Genomic DNA, 19251 nt, shown 5'->3' with positions numbered 1-19251 from the left:
GCAGGCGCATGCTGTTAAATCTCGACCTGGGTACCCAGTTCAATCACCCGGTTGGGCGGAATCTCAAACTGATCTGGCGCACGTAGCGCATTGCGCTGTAGCGTCATGAACAGCTTGCCGCGCAGTCGCAGATACCATGGCCGTTTGCCGATAATCAGCGACTCATGAGACATAAAGAATGAGGTCTCCATCATGCGGCAGTTCAGTCCCTCCAGCCCACAACGATGGAAAATCTCCTCTACGTTTGGCGTTTCACGCCAGCCGTAACTGGCTACCACACGCCAGAAGGTCGGCGACAACTGTTCGATAGTCACGCGTCTGACGTTATGCACATAGGGCGCGTCTTCTGTGCGCAGTGTTAATAACACCACGCGTTCGTGCAGCACCTTATTGTGCTTAAGGTTATGCAGCATGGCAAAAGGGATCACATTTAGTGCGCGTGACATATAAACCGCCGTTCCGGGCACGCGCACAGGCGGCGATTTTTCCAGAGAAGCAATCATTGCCTCCAGAGAGTTGCCGTGTTCATGCATACGACGCAGCAAACGGAAGCGTTCACTCTTCCATGTCGTCATCACGATAAACATCATCAATGCCAGAGTCAGCGGCAGCCAGCCACCGGAGAAAATCTTGATCAGGTTGGCCGAGAACAGGGATACATCAATGCACAGCATGGCAATCAAAATCAGTCCAACCAGATAGCGATTCCAGTGCCAGTTCATTATCGCGACGGTCGCGCAAAGCACAGAGGTCAGCACCATTGTGCCCGTGACCGCAATCCCGTACGCCGCAGCAAGATTACTCGAATGCTCAAAACCAATAATCACAATCACCACAGAGAAATAGAGCAGCCAGTTAATGATTGGGATATAGATCTGGCCTGACTCTTTTTCTGAGGTATGAACAATGCGCATGGGCGGCAGATAGCCGAGACGCACGGCCTGGCGGGTTAACGAGAATACGCCGGAAATAACCGCCTGCGAGGCGATGACGGTGGCTAACGTTGCCAGAATCAACATGGGGACAAGCGCCCAGTCGGGTGCCAGCAGGAAAAACGGGTTTTTGATCGCTTCCGGGTGTTTCAGCAACAGCGCACCCTGACCAAAATAGTTGAGCACCAGCGACGGCAGCACCACCACAAACCACGCCAGACGAATAGGAAACTTACCGAAGTGCCCCATGTCTGCATACAGCGCTTCAACGCCCGTAATCGCCAGCACAACGGCGCCAAGCGCAAAGAAGGACACCGATTTATATTCCACAAAGAAGTGCAGCGCCCAGTAAGGATTCAGCGCCTGGAGTACCTCAGGATTGTTGGCAATGCTTCGTGCGCCCAGTATTGCCAGCACGATAAACCACAGCAGCATGACCGGCGCAAACAGTTTACCGACAATCCCTGTACCGTGTTTCTGGATAATAAACAGCAGCGTAAGCACGGTGATTGCCAGCGGAACAATATAGCTGTCCAGGTTGGGCGCGGCGATTTCCAGCCCTTCAATCGCTGACAGGACGGAGACGGCTGGCGTAATCACCACTTCGCCATAGAAGAAGCTGCCGCCAATCAGTCCCATAATTACCAGCGTTGCCGTTATGCGCCCGCCCGTATGTCGGCCCGCCAACGACATCAGCGTCAGAATACCGCCTTCTCCGGCATTATCAGCACGCATAACGTAGCTGATGTATTTCAACGAGACCACCAGCACCAGCAGCCAGAAAATCAGCGAAAGAAAGCCAAAGACGGCATCCCGTTCAACGCCAAAACCAAACTGTCCCGAAAGACATTCGCGTAAGGTATAAAGCGGGCTGGTACCGATATCGCCATAGACGACCCCAATAGCCGCCAGCGTTAATCCGCCTAGTGAGTGCTTATTATCAGAGCTCATAAAATGATCTTTTGTTAGATTCTGAGAGGCGCTCAAGCCATCAAAAAGCGCACAGTATGCACGTATTCACGAAAATTTATACTCCGCCGTCAGGGTTACAGGCGGTCATCCCCTGATTTCTTGCGTTCTTATTAACATTAAAAGCCGCGCTATCGAACCTTATGAAACAAAAAAGCTGACATCGATTAACGCTTTCGCGCATCATACCCTATAGAGTATTGCGTTCGCTAAAACGCTGCGGCTCGACGATCGTAAGGACATAGATGTGATTATGGCTCAACCCCATCTTTTGGCAGAAAGAATTTCTCGGCTCAGCAATGCGTTAGAAAAAGGTTTGTATGAGCGACATCATGCCATTCGCCTTTGTTTGCTGGCCGCACTTAGCGGCGAAAGCGTTTTTTTACTTGGCCCGCCAGGTATTGCAAAAAGCCTGATTGCCCGCCGACTGAAATGCGCCTTTCAACATGCCCGTGCCTTTGAATATTTGATGACCCGCTTCTCCACACCGGAAGAAGTCTTTGGTCCCCTTTCCATCCAGGCATTGAAAGATGAAGGCCGTTATCAGAGGCTGACCAAAGGTTATTTACCGGACGCTGAAATCGTTTTTCTGGATGAGATCTGGAAAGCCGGCCCGGCCATCCTGAATACGCTGCTCACCGCCATCAACGAACGCCGCTTTCGTAATGGCGATAGCGAAGAAAAAATTCCGATGCGCCTGCTGGTCACCGCCTCGAATGAGTTACCGGAAGCCGACAGCGGACTGGAAGCCCTGTATGACCGTATGTTGATCCGCCTGTGGCTGGACAACGTGCATGAAAAACAAAACTTCCGCAGCATGCTGACCCACCAGCAGGATGAAAATGACAATCCGGTAGCCGAGTCGCTGCGCATCAGTGACGAAGAATATGTGCAATGGCAGCAAGGCATCAGTCAGGTTGCGTTGCCGGATAATGTCTTTGAACTGATATACCAGCTACGTCAGCACCTGGAGAAGCTACCAGAGGCACCCTACATTTCCGATCGCCGCTGGAAAAAAGCCATTCACCTGTTGCAGGCCAGCGCTTTTTACAGTGGCCGCAATGCGATAGCGCCCCTCGATCTGATCCTGCTTAAGGACTGCCTGTGGCACGACATCGCGTCGATGAAAATTCTGGACAGTGAAATCGATCAGTTGATGACGCAGCACGCCTGGCAACAGCAAACGATCCTGCTGAAACTCCAGCAGCTCAAAGCGCGCCGGCTGGCGTTGCAACAGCAACAAAGCGTCGCTGCCGCGATCACGCTGGAAAAACACAGCGGTATGTTTAGCCGTAAACCCCATTACGATTTGCCCGAAAGCTTTACCGAGGCACAGTTAACCCTGATGTTGCAGAAACCCCTGGTGCTGCACGACATGCAGGTGACGCATTTGGTGATCGAGCGCGAAGCGCTGGATCACTGGCTGCAAAAAGGTGGTGATGTGCGCGGTAAATTAAATGGCATCGGTTTTGCGCAGACGCTGGATTTGCTGGTGGATGCGCAGCACTGCCTGGCGATACGCGACGTCAGTTTGCAAACCGCCAGGCTGACATTGCCGGGTGCCAGCAGCGCCGATGCCTTGCCGCAGGAAATCAGCGACGCGCTGGATGAACTTGACGGCCAGTTGCGTCAACAGCGTCACCTTTTCAGCCAGCAGCAACGTTGCCTGTTTATCAGCGATGACTGGCTGGCACGCGTCGAAACCAGCCTGCAGGATGTGGCGGAACAGCTCAAACAGGCGCGTAAATGATCTCACTGGAGACGCTGAGTACATTGCTGTCAATCGGCGAAACGGACCTGATTGAAGAGCTTATTCTGGCCTTACTCGCGTCTCCACAGCTGGCGCTGTTCTTTGAAAAATTCCCCGGTATGAAGAAGGCGCTGCTACGTGATGTCCCTCGCTGGAAAGCCGAGATTGACGCCGAACTCAAAGCCACGCCCGTTCCCGACATGCTGGCGGAAGAATTTCAGCTGTTTCAGCGTATTCAGTTACTCAGCGATCGTGAATTTAGCCAGCAACTTGATGAAACGCTTGCTCACCTCGAACGCCTGACGTCCCCTTTCTTAGAGGAAGCTCGACGGCTGCTGCTGCATAACGATCCCGGTAATCTCAGCACCGCACAACATACCTTATTCCTGCAACGCTGGCGGCTCAGCCTCACACTGCAAACGCTCACGCTGAATGAACAACTCCTTGAGCAGCAGCGTGAACGTCTGATGGCAGAGTTGCAGCAACGTATGGCACTGAGCGGGCAGCTGGCGCCGGTACTGGCGGATGATGACGAAGCCGCAGCCGGACGCTTGTGGGATATGGGCAAAGCCCCGCTCCAGCACGGCGATTACCAGTTGATGCTGCAATATGGGGATTTTCTTGCGCAGCAGCCTGAATTAATGAAGCTGGCTCAGCAACTGGGCCGCAGCCGGGAAGCAAAGTCGGTGCCTTCACAGGATGCCCCGCTGGAAACATTCCATCATCTGGTACGCGAACCGGATGCCGTGCCGGAAGAAGTCAGCGGCATTCATCAGAGCGATGATGTGCTGCGTTTATTACCGCCTGAGCTTGCGGCATTAAGCGTCAGTGAACTGGAACTTGAGTTTTACCGCCGCCTGGTAGAGAAGCGATTACTTACTTACAAACTTCAGGGTGACGCCTGGCACGAAAAGATCACTCAGCGTCCGGTCAGCCACCAGCAGCATGAAGAACAGCCACGTGGCCCCTTTATCGTTTGTGTCGATACGTCCGGCTCGATGGGCGGTTTCAATGAGCGATGTGCAAAAGCCTTTTGCCTGGCCCTTCTCAAGATTGCGCTGGCCGATCGGCGGCGCTGTTACATCATGTTATTCGCGCATGACGTAATTGGTTACGAATTAACGGGCGATGACGGACTGGAGCAGGCCATTCGTTTTCTCAGCCAGCGTTTTCGCGGTGGCACCGACCTGGCAGCCTGCCTTTCCGCCGTAATTGCCCGCATGGAAGGGCCGCAATGGCAGGATGCGGATGCCGTCATCGTGTCTGATTTTATCGCGCAACGCCTGCCAGATGAGGTTGTGCGCAGCGTTAAACATCGCCAGCAACAGCAGCAGCAACGCTTTCACGCTGTCGCCATGTCTGCGCACGGAAAACCCGGCATCATGCGTATCTTTGACCATATCTGGCGTTTTGATACCGGCATAAAAAGCCGTTTATTGCGTCACTGGCGCCGTTAAGCCCTACGGCAGAAATTCCATTTTGCTTTATAGTAAATATCTGCAATTACTTATTCAGCAATCTGGAGTGTCCTGTGAACGCTGTTCAACACCATCATGATTTGCCAGCCCTAACCCGAACACCGCTGCTCTCTGGCCAAAACGTCGAACAAAAACGTGCCGAGCTCCTGGCTTATTTCAACCAGACCTGGGCGCTGTACGAGGATCTGTTTACCTGCCTCAACGATCAACGCGCCTGGTTTACAAAAGCGATACCGCTGCGTCATCCGCTGATCTTCTATTTCGGCCACACCGCCACCTTTTATATAAACAAGCTCATGGCAGGCCGCTACATCGACTCACGTATTGACGATCGCATCGAAGCGATGCTGGCAATAGGCGTCGATGAAATGAGCTGGGATGATCTTAATGACAGTCACTATGACTGGCCTTCAGTGGAAGCTGTACGCGATTATCGCGGCAGTGTGAAAGCACTGGTGACGCAGTTTATTGAAACGATGCCGCTGGAATTGCCTGTTAGCTGGGACAGTCCGGCCTGGGTTATTTTGATGGGCATTGAGCATGAACGTATTCATCTTGAAACATCCAGCGTACTGATTCGGCAGTTACCGGTTGAATGGGTAAAACCTCAACCACAATGGCCGGTCTGCAGCGAAGCGCGTCACGATCGCCAGTCCGTCCCGACAAACAGCCTGGTTTCTCAGCCAGGCGGACTGATTACGCTGGGTAAAACCGATGACACCTACGGCTGGGACAACGAATACGGCACGCAGCAGACCGAGCTGAAACCGTTTAAAGCCAGCAAAATGCTGGTCAGTAATGCCGAGTTTTATACCTTTATCGAAGCGGGCGGTTACCAGAACGATCGCTGGTGGGATGAAGAAGGGCTGGGCTGGCGTAAGTTTGCCAGGGCGACAATGCCGACCTTCTGGGTCGGCAACGCCGCGATGCCCGATCAGCTAAAACTGCGTTTGATGTGCGAAGAAGTGGCAATGCCATGGGACTGGCCTGCTGAGGTGAATCAGTTGGAAGCGGCCGCGTTTTGCCGCTGGAAAGCCGAGGAAACCGGAAAATCTGTGCAGTTGCCTTGCGAAGCAGAATGGTACCAGTTGCGTGAACAGGTTGAAGGCGACCAGCCAGACTGGGATCAGGCGCCGGGCAACATAAACCTGGCCTACTGGGCTTCATCCTGTCCTGTTGATCGCTTCCCACAGGGTGAGTTCTTTGACATCGTGGGGAACGTCTGGCAGTGGACGACTACGCCAACCAATGGCTTTGAGGGCTTCAAAGTTCATCCCCTTTACGATGATTTCTCGACACCTACCTTTGATGGTAAGCATTCACTTATTAAAGGTGGCAGTTGGATATCGACTGGCAATGAAGCCATTAAATCGTCACGTTATGCCTTCCGTCGCCACTTTTTCCAGCATGCCGGCTTCCGCTATGTCGTTTCTTCCCATCAGGAAACCATGGCGCTGAACCCTTATGAAACCGACAGCATGGTTTCACAATATCTCGATTTCCAATACGGCCCACGGTATTTCGGCGTTGATAACTATGCAGAAGCGCTGGTCACACTGGCGCTGCCGCACTGTAAGAACCGCGGAGAGGCACTGGATATCGGCTGCGCGACGGGCCGCGCGAGCTTTGAGCTGGCTCGTCACTTTGCGCATGTGACCGGCATGGATTACTCGGCACGCTTTATTGATGTCGCGTTACAGCTGACCACGGGTGAGGATTTCCGTTATGTCGTGCCGGAAGAAGGCGAGTTGGTTGAGTATCGTCAGGTAAGGCTTAAGGACTTTTCTGTTACCAGCGAACAGGCAAAGCGTATTCAGTTTATCCAGGGTGATGCCTGTAATATGAAACCCCAGCCTACACGTTACGATCTGGTCCTGGCATCAAATCTGATTGATCGCCTGCGCCAGCCGGCCCGGTTCCTTCATGATGTCACCCCCATGATCCGCTCGGGTGGCCTTCTGGTTCTGTCATCGCCATACACCTGGCTTGAAGAGTTTACGCCGAAGGAAAACTGGTTGGGCGGGGTAAGGGAAAATGGCGAAGCGCTGACGACCTTACAGGCGCTACAACGCCTGCTGGCGGCAGACTTTGAGCAAATCGGTTCGCCACAGGACGTGCCGTTTGTGATTCGTGAAACCGCCCGTAAGTTCCAGCACACGCTTGCCCAGGTCACGCTCTGGCGTAAGCGTTAACCCGTGGGCAGCGGCACGTGCCGCTGTCCGTTGGTTGCCAGGGCCGTTATTTTGCTGCACATTCTCCTCAGTTCATTGAAGAAAAACGATAACGAGGATGACAATGCCTGACCATCTGCAGCTGGATAATCTGGACCGGGGCATTCTGAATGCCCTGCTGGAAAATGCGCGAACCGCCTACGCCGAGCTGGCTAAACAGTTCAATGTCAGTCCGGGAACGATTCATGTACGCGTCGAAAAGATGAAGCAGGCGGGCATCATTCTGGGCACGCGGGTCGAGATCGACCCGCGTCAGCTGGGTTTTGATGTCTGCTGTTTTATCGGCATTATCCTGAAAAGCGCCCGTGATTACCCGGCAGCCCTCAGCAAGCTTGAAGCCCTGGATGAGGTCGTGGAAGCCTGGTACACCACCGGGCACTACAGTATTTTCATTAAAGTCATGTGTCGTTCTATCGATGCCCTGCAGCAGGTATTAATCAATAAGATCCAGACCATCGATGAAATCCAGTCCACTGAGACACTGATCTCACTGCAAAATCCAATTATGCGAACCATCAAGCCCTGATCTTTCCACCGGCTTGTGCACAATCTTATCCTTTGACGATCAGCCGTCTGACAACGGCTGTATCGGGTTTATCTAAACTAATAACCTTGTTTTCCACAGGTGGATCACTGCTTGATCACAGCGTACAATACCGGCTTCACCTCAGGAGAGCACGATGGCCGACATTACGTTAATCAGTGGCAGCACCTTAGGCAGCGCCGAATATGTTGCCGAACATCTCGAAGAAAAACTGCAGGAAGCGGGCTTCTCTACACAGATGATGCATGGCCCTGAGCTGGAAGAGGTGCCGCAGGAAGGCATCTGGCTGGTGGTAAGTTCAACCCACGGCGCCGGTGAGTTACCTGACAATCTGCAACCTTTTTATGATGCTATTAATGAAAGCCGTCCCGATCTGTCTGCCGTCCGTTTTGGGGCTGTTGGCATTGGCAATCATGAGTACGATCTGTTTTGTGGCGCCATCCGCAATATTGATGCTCTTCTGATTGCCTGCGGCGCGCAGCGTATCGGTGAACGACTGGAAATCGACATTCTCGAACATGAGATCCCTGAAGATCCGGCTGAAGAGTGGGTGATGACCTGGAAATCCGCGATCTGAGCGGGTGTGGGATCGTGAAATAATGACGATCCCCAGCAGATAATATTGTTTTTCGTCGGATCCTGCTGTTTGTTTTGTGGATAACTACCCTGCTTTTCTGCGTATAACCGGTAGTTATCCAAAGAACAACCGTAGTTTACTTTCTGAGCTGTGGATAAGGACCTGTTTTGATCCCAGCTTATACGGATCGGGATCACCGATCATTCACAGGTATCGATCCTCGCTACCAACTTGTTTCCTTTGAGGTTTCCGCAGATATCCACAAGGCATGGCGATCCTAATAAGAGATCTAACAGAGAGATCATATAAAGAATAAAGATCTTATCTTTTAAACCTGACGATCCCGCTGCTTTCGCCTCAGCCATAATTTCAGTAGAATCCACCGCCCAGAGAGAACGATCTCTGACTATTCATCAACGAGGTACCACTTCATGTTTTATCAAGATCCTTTTGACGTCATCGTTATTGGTGGTGGTCATGCGGGCACGGAAGCTGCCATGGCAGCAGCCCGAATGGGTCAGCAAACCCTGTTACTGACCCATAACATTGATACGCTGGGACAAATGTCCTGCAATCCGGCGATCGGTGGTATCGGCAAAGGACATTTGGTAAAGGAAGTGGATGCCTTAGGCGGTTTGATGGCCAGCGCGATCGACCAGGCCGGCATTCAGTTTAGGATACTAAACGCCAGTAAAGGCCCTGCTGTTCGGGCAACGCGTGCGCAGGCCGACCGCGTGCTTTACCGTCAGGCTGTGCGTACAGCACTGGAGAATCAGCCCAACCTGATGATCTTCCAGCAGGCCGTCGATGATCTCATCGTTGAAAACGATCGTGTCGTCGGTGCTGTGACGCAAATGGGCCTGAAGTTCCGTGCCAAAACCGTTGTGTTAACCGTGGGCACGTTCCTTGACGGGAAAATTCATATCGGGCTGGATAACTACAGCGGTGGACGCGCGGGTGATCCCCCTTCTATCCCGCTGGCGAAACGTCTGCGTGCGTTACCCTTACGTGTTAATCGTCTGAAAACTGGCACTCCGCCGCGTATTGACGCACGTAGCATCGACTTCAGCGTGTTATCGCCGCAGCATGGCGACAACCCCATGCCTGTGTTTTCGTTCATGGGAAGCGCGTCACAGCATCCTCAGCAGGTTCCGTGCTGGATCACCTATACCAATGAAAAAACGCATGATGTGATCCGCAATAACCTCGATCGTAGCCCCATGTATGCCGGGATCATCGAAGGGATCGGCCCACGCTATTGCCCTTCGATTGAAGACAAAGTCATGCGCTTTGCCGATCGCAATTCGCATCAGATTTTCCTTGAGCCTGAAGGGCTGACCAGCAACGAGATCTACCCGAACGGTATCTCCACCAGCCTGCCATTCGATGTGCAGATGCAGATCGTACGTTCTATGCAGGGTATGGAAAATGCAAAAATCGTGCGCCCGGGCTATGCCATTGAGTATGATTTTTTCGACCCACGTGATCTGAAACCCACGCTGGAAAGCAAATTTATTGCCGGTCTGTTCTTTGCTGGCCAGATCAACGGCACCACCGGTTACGAAGAAGCGGCGGCCCAGGGCTTGCTGGCAGGCCTGAATGCGGCAAGACAGTCTGCTGATAAGGAAAGCTGGGCGCCACGTCGTGACCAGGCCTATCTGGGCGTGCTGGTGGACGATCTTTGTACGCTCGGCACCAAAGAACCGTATCGCATGTTTACCTCGCGTGCTGAATACCGTTTGATGCTGCGTGAAGACAACGCCGATTTGCGTCTGACGGAAACGGGTCGCGAACTCGGTCTGGTGGACGATGCGCGCTGGGCGCGCTTTAACCAGAAGCTGGAAGCGATCGAGCACGAGCGTCAGCGACTGCGTGATATTTGGGTCCATCCTAAATCCGCAAACATCGCCGACGTGAATACCGTAACCAGCGCACCGTTGACGAAAGAAGCCAGCGGTGAAGATTTGCTCCGTCGTCCTGAAATGACCTACCTGAAACTGATGACGCTGGAAGCATTTGGCCCGGCGTTAACCGATGAGCAGGCTGCTGAGCAGGTCGAAATCCAGGTGAAATACGAAGGTTATATTGCGCGCCAGCAGGAAGAGATTGAACGTCAGCTGCGAAACGAAAATACATTACTGCCTGCGACGCTGGATTATCGTCAGGTCAGCGGTCTGTCCAATGAAGTTATCGCCAAGCTGAACGATCATAAACCCACGTCAATTGGTCAGGCGTCACGCATTTCAGGCATTACGCCTGCGGCAATTTCGATTTTACTTATTTACCTGAAAAAACAAGGTCTGTTGCGCAAAAGCGCCTGATCTGAACCGGGGCGGGCTTACCCGCCCCCGCTGACTGGACTGATGCTGTGATCAACAAACTCACTTCGCTGCTGCAAGCGGCAAACATTTCTCTTACCGATCAACAAAAACAGCAACTGGTAGCCTATGTCGGGCTGCTGGATAAATGGAATAAAGCCTATAATCTGACGTCCGTACGGGATCCCCAGCAGATGCTGGTGCGCCATATTCTGGACAGCATTGTGGTTGCGCCGCATCTTAAAGGTGCCCGCTTTATCGATGTCGGGACAGGGCCGGGCTTACCTGGTATTCCTCTGTCCATCGTCATGCCTGATGCGCATTTCACTTTACTGGACAGCCTCGGTAAGCGTGTGCGTTTTTTACGGCAGGTCCAGCATGAACTCGGTTTGACCAATATCACGCCAGTACAGAGCAGGGTAGAGGACTTTCCTGCAGAGCCGCCATTTGACGGCGTCATCAGCCGTGCCTTTGCCTCCCTGGACGATATGGTGAGCTGGTGCCACCACTTACCGGCGGAAGACGGCCACTTTTATGCTCTTAAAGGCGTACGGCCTGATGATGAAATTGCCAACCTGCCTGCAGGCTATGCGCTTGATAGCGTGGTTGCATTGCGGGTTCCTCAGCTTGAGGGTGAACGTCACCTGGTCATTATCGGACGTGAATAGCTGAAGTTTGCACCGTGCGCGACGACGAGGCATGGTGCACGTGTTACCAAAGATGCGGTAGGGCGACATTTGTCTCATCGGTTATTTCACCTCGCAATGTTAAATACCCACGCGGAAATTATCTGAAAAACTTTTTCACATTTAACTTTTACTTCACAACTTTTTATCAAAATAATCACGCATTCCTGGAATTTTCCAGGTGTGAATCACCCATTATCCGGTTAAACGGCAATGAAATGTGGTCACGGGGAATAAGCATTTTACGATTCTGAACCCGTCTTCGATGTCAATAGACCCTTTTTATCGCCATTACGAAAAAATGAGGCGGTAATTCTTTTTAAGTAACTGTCCATAAAGGGTTTATTTATTAATTCTTAGCTCAGGTAATTACGGGACGATAAAACCGGCTACGGTGCGAATGCTTATTATGTGATCTAAAGCACGCTTTAAAACAGCATGACGACCGAACTTTTCGGCGTGTAATTCGTAACGACCGGCTCTCTATCTTTGGAAAAATAGTCCTTCGGAAAGAAATTTAGATAATTGTTCACCTTTTCGTTACTTAACGATTGAAATCACAGGTGCGGCCCGTATAATTTGCACGGCTTTTGCTACTTGACTCAAATGCACAAAGGCAGTCTTATACGACACGCGACATACCCCTAAAGGGGCAGGAGAGTATCAGCGTCATGTCAGTGTCTCTTTACAGTGTAAAATACGCCCGAACGGTGCTGATGATTCAGTTAGTGACCATTGTCATCGTCGGTGTTCTCTTTTTTGCCCTGAAAGATATGACCTGGGGCGCCTCTGCACTTGCTGGCGGCGTGGCAGCCTGGCTGCCGAACGTGTTGTTCTTGTTTATAGCCTGGCGCCTGCAAGGTCAAACCCCGGCATCGGGGCGCGTCGCATGGAGCTTTGCTTTGGGTGAAATAGCCAAAGTGTTCGCGACCATTATTTTGCTCATTGTGGCGTTGGGTGTATTCGATGCGGTCTTTTGGCCGGTCGGAGTAGCCTGGTTATCGGTGCTGGTCGTACAGATGTTGGCACCGGCGGTAATTAACAACAAAGGGTAAGAGGCATCATGGCTGCAGGAGAAATCTCTACTCCGCAAGAGTACATTGGTCACCACCTGACTCATCTTCAGTTGGACCTGCGTACCTTCGAGTTAGTGAATGCTCACGACGCTCCCGCGACGTTCTGGGTATTAAATATCGATTCCATGTTTTTCTCTCTGGTGCTGGGAGTTATCTTCCTGGTGTTGTTCCGTAGCGTGGCGAAAAGCGTCACCAGCGGTGTGCCAGGGAAAATGCAGGCGGCTATCGAGCTGGTTGTCGGTTTCGTTGATAGCAACGTGCGCGACATGTATCACGGTAAAAGTAAACTTATCGCCCCGCTGGCTCTGACAATTTTTGTCTGGGTCTTCCTGATGAACTTCATGGATCTGCTGCCAATCGATCTGCTGCCGTATATCGGTGAGCATTGGTTAGGCCTGCCAGCGCTTCGCGTTGTGCCGTCCGCAGACGTGAACATCACGTTATCTATGGCGTTGGGCGTCTTTATTTTGATTCTGTTCTACAGCATCAAAATGAAAGGCATTGGCGGCTTCACGAAAGAGCTGACGCTGCAGCCTTTTAATCACCCGATCTTTATCCCCATCAACCTGATTCTGGAAGGTGTTAGCCTGCTGTCCAAACCGGTTTCTCTCGGTCTGCGACTGTTCGGTAACATGTATGCGGGTGAACTGATCTTTATCCTTATTGCCGGTCTGTTGCCGTGGTGGTCACAGTGGGTTCTGAATGTGCCGTGGGCCATTTTCCACATCCTGATCATTTCGCTACAGGCTTTCATCTTCATGGTCCTCACGATTGTCTATCTGTCGATGGCATCTGAAGAACATTGATTTTTTTCTCAACAATACGCGTTTAACTGAAACAAACTGGAGACTGTCATGGAAAACCTGAATATGGATCTGCTGTACATGGCTGCCGCTGTGATGATGGGACTGGCGGCAATCGGTGCTGCGATCGGTATCGGCATCCTCGGAGGAAAATTCCTGGAAGGCGCTGCTCGTCAGCCTGACCTGATTCCTCTGCTGCGCACGCAGTTCTTTGTTGTAATGGGTCTGGTGGATGCAATCCCAATGATCGCTGTTGGTCTGGGCCTCTACGTGATGTTTGCTGTCGCCTAAAGCCCTGTGTTCACTCTGCGCCCGGCGCAGGCGTGAACGGATTCTGCCGTTTATCACTGATAGCGGCAGAAAAGTTTACTACTTAATTAGAGGCATTGTGCTGTGAACATTAATGCAACAATCCTCGGCCAGGCCATCGCGTTCATCCTGTTTGTCGCGTTCTGCATGAAGTACGTATGGCCGCCGATTATGGCTGCCATCGAAAAGCGCCAGAAAGAAATTGCTGAAGGCCTTGCTTCTGCTGAACGCGCGAAGAAAGATTTGGATCTCGCGCAGGCTAATGCGACCGACCAGCTGAAAAAAGCGAAAGAGGAAGCTCAGGTCATTATCGAGCAGGCGAACAAGCGTCGCACGCAGATTCTGGACGAAGCCAAGACTGAAGCTGATAACGAACGTACTCGCATCGTGGCACAAGCGCAGGCTGAAATTGACGCCGAGCGTAAACGTGCACGTGAAGAACTGCGTAAGCAAGTCGCGTTGCTGGCAATGGCTGGCGCCGAGAAGATCATCGAACGTTCCGTGGATGAAGCTGCTAACAGCGACATCGTTGATAAACTGGTCGCTGAACTGTAAGGAGGGAGGGGCTGATGTCTGATCTGATTACTGTAGCTCGCCCCTACGCCAAAGCAGCTTTTGACTTTGCTGTTGAGCATCAAAGTATTGAACGCTGGCAAAAGATGCTGGCGTTTGCCGCAGAAGTGGCTGCCAATGAACAGATGGCTGACCTGCTTTCCGGTGCGTTAGCACCTGAAGCGCTGGCTGCCTCGTTTAACGCAGTCTGTGGTGATCAACTGGATGAACCCGCGCAGAACCTGATTAAGGTGATGGCGGAAAACGGACGTTTGACAGCGCTTCCAGCTGTACTGGCGCAATTCATTCAACTTCGGGACGCGTATGAAGCGACGGCCGAAGTGGATGTCATTTCTGCCAGCACGCTGAGTGACGACCAGCTGACTAAAATCAGCGCCGCGATGGAAAAACGTCTGTCACGCAAAGTTAAGCTGAATTGCAAAATTGATAAGTCTGTGATGGCAGGCGTGATCATCCGTTCGGGTGATCTGGTGATTGATGGCAGCGTACGCGGCCGTCTTGACCGTCTGGCAGACGTCTTGCAGTCTTAAGGGGACTGGAGCATATGCAACTGAATTCCACCGAAATCAGCGAACTGATCAAGCAGCGCATTGCTCAGTTCAATGTCGTGAGCGAAGCTCACAATGAAGGTACTATTGTTTCTGTAAGTGACGGTATCATCCGCGTACACGGCCTGGCCGATGTAATGCAGGGTGAGATGATTTCCCTGCCGGGAAACCGTTACGCTATCGCCCTGAACCTCGAGCGTGACTCTGTAGGTGCCGTGGTGATGGGTCCGTATGCTGACCTGGCCGAAGGCATGAAGGTCAAGTGTACTGGCCGTATTCTGGAAGTACCGGTTGGCCGTGGCCTGCTGGGCCGCGTGGTGAACACCCTGGGTGCACCTATCGACGGTAAAGGCGCAATCGACAACGACGGCTTCTCGCCAGTCGAAGTGATTGCACCCGGTGTTATCGATCGTCAGTCCGTAGACCAGCCTGTTCAGACGGGTTACAAATCTGTCGATGCGATGATTCCAATCGGCCGTGGCCAGCGTGAGCTGATCATCGGTGACCGTCAGACCGGTAAAACCGCGATGGCAATCGACGCCATCATCAACCAGCGTGATTCAGGCATCAAGTGTGTCTACGTTGCGATTGGTCAGAAAGCGTCAACCATTTCTAACGTGGTACGTAAACTGGAAGAACACGGTGCGCTGTCTAACACCATCGTTGTTGTGGCTTCTGCATCTGAGTCTGCTGCACTGCAGTACCTGGCTCCGTATGCGGGTTGCGCCATGGGCGAATACTTCCGTGACCGCGGTGAAGATGCGCTGATCGTATACGATGACCTGTCTAAGCAGGCTGTTGCATACCGTCAGATTTCTCTGCTGCTGCGCCGTCCACCAGGTCGTGAAGCATTCCCGGGCGACGTGTTCTATCTCCACTCTCGCCTGCTGGAGCGTGCATCACGCGTTAGCGCTGACTACGTTGAGCGCTTCACCAATGGTGAAGTAAAAGGCCAGACCGGTTCTCTGACCGCACTGCCTATCATCGAAACTCAGGCGGGTGACGTTTCTGCGTTCGTTCCGACCAACGTAATCTCGATTACTGATGGTCAGATCTTCCTGGAGTCTAACCTGTTCAACTCCGGTATCCGTCCGGCTGTTAACCCGGGTATCTCTGTATCCCGTGTAGGTGGTGCTGCTCAGACCAAGATCATCAAGAAACTGTCCGGTGGTATTCGTACCGCGCTGGCACAGTACCGTGAACTGGCTGCATTCTCCCAGTTTGCGTCTGATCTGGACGATGCAACCCGTAAACAGCTGAGCCACGGTCAGAAAGTGACCGAGCTGCTGAAGCAGAAACAGTATGCGCCGATGTCTGTCGCGCAACAGGGTCTGGTTCTTTTCGCAGCGGAACGCGGCTATCTGAACGACGTTGAGCTGGCAAAAATTGGTAGCTTCGAAGCGGCTCTGCTGGCGTTCGCAGATCGCGATCACGCCGAGCTGATGGCTGAAATCAACCAGTCTGGTAACTTCAATAACGACATCGAAGAGAAGCTGAAAGGCCTCCTCGAGACGTTTAAAGCAACCCAGTCCTGGTAATGTCTGGCGGCTTGTCTGAAAAGGCAGGCCGCAAGGCTTTGAGGAGAAGCTAATGGCCGGCGCAAAAGAAATACGTACCAAGATTGGAAGCGTAAAAAATACGCAGAAGATCACCAAAGCGATGGAAATGGTCGCCGCCTCCAAAATGCGTAAAACGCAGGAACGCATGGCGGCCAGCCGTCCGTATGCAGATACCATGCGCAAAGTGATTGGTCACCTTGCGTTAGGCAATCTGGAATACAAGCACCCTTACCTGGATGAGCGCGACGTTAAGCGCGTCGGCTACCTGGTCGTTTCGACTGACCGCGGGCTTTGTGGTGGTTTGAACGTTAACCTGTTCAAAAAATTGCTGGCAGAGATGAAGGCCTGGTCCGACAAAGGCGTACAGAGCGATCTGGCCATTGTGGGATCGAAAGGCGTGTCATTCTTCGGCGCTGTTGGTGGCAATGTAGTGGCACAGGTCACTGGCATGGGCGATAAGCCTGCGCTGTCTGATCTTATTGGCCCGGTAAAAGTGATGTTGCAGGCCTACGATGAAGGCCGTATCGACAAGCTGTACATTGTTAACAACAAGTTCAACAACACCATGTCTCAGACTCCGACCATTACCCAACTGCTGCCGTTACCGCCAGCGGAAGGTGAAGAAGAGATGAAGGCGAAGACCTGGGATTACCTGTACGAGCCCGATCCGAAAGCGCTGCTGGATACGCTGCTGCGTCGCTATGTCGAATCGCAGGTTTATCAGGGTGTGGTGGAAAACCTGGCCAGTGAGCAGGCCGCACGTATGGTGGCAATGAAAGCTGCAACCGATAACGGCGGAAATCTGATCAAAGAGCTGCAGTTGGTTTACAACAAAGCTCGTCAGGCCAGCATCACCCAGGAACTTACCGAGATCGTCTCGGGAGCCTCCGCGGTTTAACCAGGTTTGGAATTAGGTAGAGGATTCAAGATGGCAGCTGGAAAGATTGTCCAGATTATCGGCGCCGTAGTTGACGTCGAATTCCCTCAGGATGCAGTACCGCAAGTGTACAGCGCTCTTGAGGTTAAGAATGGTGATGCTCGTCTGGTGCTGGAAGTTCAGCAGCAGCTGGGTGGTGGCGTAGTGCGTACTATCGCCATGGGTACTTCTGACGGCCTGAAGCGCGGTCTGGAAGTTGCCGACCTGAAAAAACCGATCCAGGTACCGGTTGGTAAAGCAACCCTCGGCCGTATCATGAACGTGCTGGGCGAGCCTATCGACATGAAAGGCGACCTGAAAGAAGAAGATGGCAGTGCAGTAGAGGTTTCCTCTATTCACCGCCCTGCGCCTTCTTATGAAGAGCAGTCTAACTCGCAGGAACTGCTGGAAACCGGCATCAAGGTTATCGACCTGATGTGTCCGTTCGCGAAGGGCGGTAAAGTCGGTCTGTTCGGTGGTGCGGGTGTGGGTAAAACCGTAAACATGATGGAGCTGATCCGTAACATTGCGGCTGAGCACTCAGGTTACTCGGTATTTGCCGGCGTGGGTGAGCGTACTCGTGAGGGTAACGACTTCTACCACGAAATGACTGACTCCAACGTTATCGACAAAGTTGCGCTGGTGTATGGCCAGATGAACGAGCCGCCGGGTAACCGTCTGCGCGTTGCACTGACCGGTCTGACCATGGCGGAGAAATTCCGTGATGAAGGCCGTGACGTTCTGCTGTTCATCGACAACATCTACCGTTATACCCTGGCTGGTACAGAAGTCTCTGCACTGCTGGGTCGTATGCCATCTGCGGTAGGTTATCAGCCAACGCTGGCAGAAGAGATGGGTGTGTTGCAGGAGCGTATTACCTCCACCAAAACCGGTTCAATCACCTCCGTACAGGCCGTTTACGTCCCTGCGGATGACCTGACTGACCCGTCACCGGCAACCACCTTTGCTCACTTAGACTCAACAGTCACCCTGAGCCGTCAGATCGCCTCTCTGGGTATCTACCCAGCCGTTGATCCGCTGGACTCAACCAGCCGTCAGCTGGATCCACTGGTTGTGGGTCAGGAGCACTACGATGTTGCACGTGGCGTACAGTCACTGCTGCAGCGTTATCAGGAACTGAAAGACATTATCGCCATCCTGGGTATGGACGAACTGTCTGAAGAAGACAAACTGCTGGTGGCACGTGCGCGTAAGATTCAGCGCTTCCTGTCTCAGCCGTTCTTCGTAGCAGAAGTGTTCACCGGTTCTCCAGGTAAATACGTGACGCTGAAAGACACCATCCGTGGCTTTAAAGGCATCATGGAAGGTGAATTTGACCACCTGCCAGAGCAGGCCTTCTACATGGTTGGTGCCATCGAAGAAGCGGTCGAAAAAGCGAAGAAACTGTAATAACGGTTTCCCAGGAGGAAAATTATGGCTATGACTTATCACCTGGATGTTGTCAGTGCAGAGAGCCAACTGTTCTCTGGTCTGGTACAGAAAATTCAGGTGTCAGGTAGCGAAGGTGAACTGGGGATTTTCCCTGGCCACGCCCCGCTGCTGACTGCCATTAAGCCTGGAATGATCCGTATCGTGAAACAGCACGGCGAAGAGGAGTTTATTTACCTCTCTGGCGGCGTGCTGGAAGTGCAGCCTGGCAGCACTACCGTTCTGGCCGATACCGCTATTCGCGGTACCGATCTGGACGAAGCGCGTGCCCTGGAAGCAAAACGTAAAGCAGAAGAGCATATGAACAGCAGCCACGGCGACGTGGACTATGCTCAGGCTTCTGCGGAACTGGCGAAAGCCATTGCCAAACTGCGCGTGATCGAGCTGACCAAAAAAGCGATGTAATCCGGCTTTATGCGTCACGAAATGCCAGCCCATTGGGCTGGCATTTTTTTTATCTGAAGCCCGGATAGCGGGATAATAGCTAATTTCGGAACGAGAAAAATGTAGTAATCTCAGTGCTAAATCGTTTA

Annotated in this window: 17 protein-coding genes; 16 read left to right on the top strand and 1 reads right to left on the bottom strand. The window is 52.5% G+C overall.

The annotated features are described in order from the left end of the window. Positions 1-14: 14 nt before the first annotated feature. Positions 15-1883 (bottom strand): low affinity potassium transporter Kup, encoded by a 1869-nt coding sequence (gene kup / locus G5574_RS13835; protein WP_006121188.1) that lies wholly within the window; start codon positions 1881-1883, stop codon positions 15-17. A gap of 271 nt (positions 1884-2154) precedes the next feature. Between kup and ravA the strand changes: the two genes are divergently transcribed. From ravA to G5574_RS13755, 16 genes are all read left to right on the top strand, one after another. Then, on the top strand, positions 2155-3651 hold the full coding sequence (ravA, locus tag G5574_RS13830) for an ATPase RavA (protein WP_039339253.1): 1497 nt from the start codon (positions 2155-2157) through the stop codon (positions 3649-3651). Then, positions 3648-5108, top strand: a complete 1461-nt coding sequence (gene viaA, locus G5574_RS13825; RefSeq protein WP_033737214.1) for an ATPase RavA stimulator ViaA — start codon at positions 3648-3650, stop codon at positions 5106-5108. Before ravA ends, viaA begins: the two co-directional genes overlap by 4 nt. Positions 5109-5182: 74 nt before the next feature. Then, positions 5183-7321, top strand: coding sequence for a 5-histidylcysteine sulfoxide synthase (gene ovoA, locus G5574_RS13820; RefSeq protein WP_164482754.1), 2139 nt, complete (start codon positions 5183-5185; stop codon positions 7319-7321). 103 nt (positions 7322-7424) lie between these two features. Next, positions 7425-7886 (top strand): transcriptional regulator AsnC, encoded by a 462-nt coding sequence (asnC, locus tag G5574_RS13815; protein ID WP_006121192.1) that lies wholly within the window; start codon positions 7425-7427, stop codon positions 7884-7886. Between the two features lie 154 nt (positions 7887-8040). Next, positions 8041-8481 carry an FMN-binding protein MioC gene (gene mioC, locus G5574_RS13810; RefSeq protein WP_054634784.1) on the top strand — a complete coding sequence of 147 codons (441 nt, stop codon included), beginning with the start codon at positions 8041-8043 and terminating at the stop codon, positions 8479-8481. A 431-nt stretch (positions 8482-8912) separates the two neighbouring features. Then, complete coding sequence (gene mnmG / locus G5574_RS13805) at positions 8913-10802, top strand: tRNA uridine-5-carboxymethylaminomethyl(34) synthesis enzyme MnmG (protein WP_164482753.1); 1890 nt, start codon at positions 8913-8915, stop codon at positions 10800-10802. A 47-nt stretch (positions 10803-10849) separates the two neighbouring features. Further along, positions 10850-11467: a 16S rRNA (guanine(527)-N(7))-methyltransferase RsmG gene (rsmG, locus tag G5574_RS13800; RefSeq protein ID WP_006121195.1), complete on the top strand. Its 618-nt coding sequence runs from the start codon at positions 10850-10852 to the stop codon at positions 11465-11467. A gap of 689 nt (positions 11468-12156) precedes the next feature. Further along, complete coding sequence (gene atpI, locus G5574_RS13795; RefSeq protein ID WP_006121196.1) at positions 12157-12540, top strand: F0F1 ATP synthase subunit I; 384 nt, start codon at positions 12157-12159, stop codon at positions 12538-12540. Positions 12541-12548: 8 nt separating this feature from the next. Beyond that, complete coding sequence (gene atpB / locus G5574_RS13790; RefSeq protein ID WP_033737226.1) at positions 12549-13367, top strand: F0F1 ATP synthase subunit A; 819 nt, start codon at positions 12549-12551, stop codon at positions 13365-13367. A 48-nt stretch (positions 13368-13415) separates the two neighbouring features. Beyond that, entirely contained in the window at positions 13416-13655 is a 240-nt protein-coding gene (gene atpE / locus G5574_RS13785) for a F0F1 ATP synthase subunit C (protein ID WP_003849523.1), read from the top strand. 102 nt (positions 13656-13757) lie between these two features. Beyond that, on the top strand, positions 13758-14228 hold the full coding sequence (gene atpF, locus G5574_RS13780; protein WP_013023933.1) for a F0F1 ATP synthase subunit B: 471 nt from the start codon (positions 13758-13760) through the stop codon (positions 14226-14228). A 14-nt stretch (positions 14229-14242) separates the two neighbouring features. Further along, entirely contained in the window at positions 14243-14776 is a 534-nt protein-coding gene (gene atpH, locus G5574_RS13775) for a F0F1 ATP synthase subunit delta (RefSeq protein ID WP_006121199.1), read from the top strand. Between the two features lie 14 nt (positions 14777-14790). Continuing rightward, complete coding sequence (gene atpA / locus G5574_RS13770) at positions 14791-16332, top strand: F0F1 ATP synthase subunit alpha (protein WP_028725331.1); 1542 nt, start codon at positions 14791-14793, stop codon at positions 16330-16332. Positions 16333-16384: 52 nt separating this feature from the next. After that, positions 16385-17251, top strand: a complete 867-nt coding sequence (gene atpG, locus G5574_RS13765; protein ID WP_006121201.1) for a F0F1 ATP synthase subunit gamma — start codon at positions 16385-16387, stop codon at positions 17249-17251. Between the two features lie 30 nt (positions 17252-17281). Continuing rightward, positions 17282-18679 carry a F0F1 ATP synthase subunit beta gene (gene atpD / locus G5574_RS13760; RefSeq protein ID WP_006121202.1) on the top strand — a complete coding sequence of 466 codons (1398 nt, stop codon included), beginning with the start codon at positions 17282-17284 and terminating at the stop codon, positions 18677-18679. A gap of 24 nt (positions 18680-18703) precedes the next feature. Then, positions 18704-19123: a F0F1 ATP synthase subunit epsilon gene (locus G5574_RS13755; RefSeq protein WP_013023936.1), complete on the top strand. Its 420-nt coding sequence runs from the start codon at positions 18704-18706 to the stop codon at positions 19121-19123. The last annotated feature ends 128 nt before the right edge of the window (positions 19124-19251 follow it).

This window comes from Pantoea stewartii (assembly GCF_011044475.1).
Classification (GTDB): Bacteria; Pseudomonadota; Gammaproteobacteria; order Enterobacterales; family Enterobacteriaceae; genus Pantoea; species Pantoea stewartii.
This window is presented reverse-complemented; position numbering and strand designations above follow the sequence as displayed.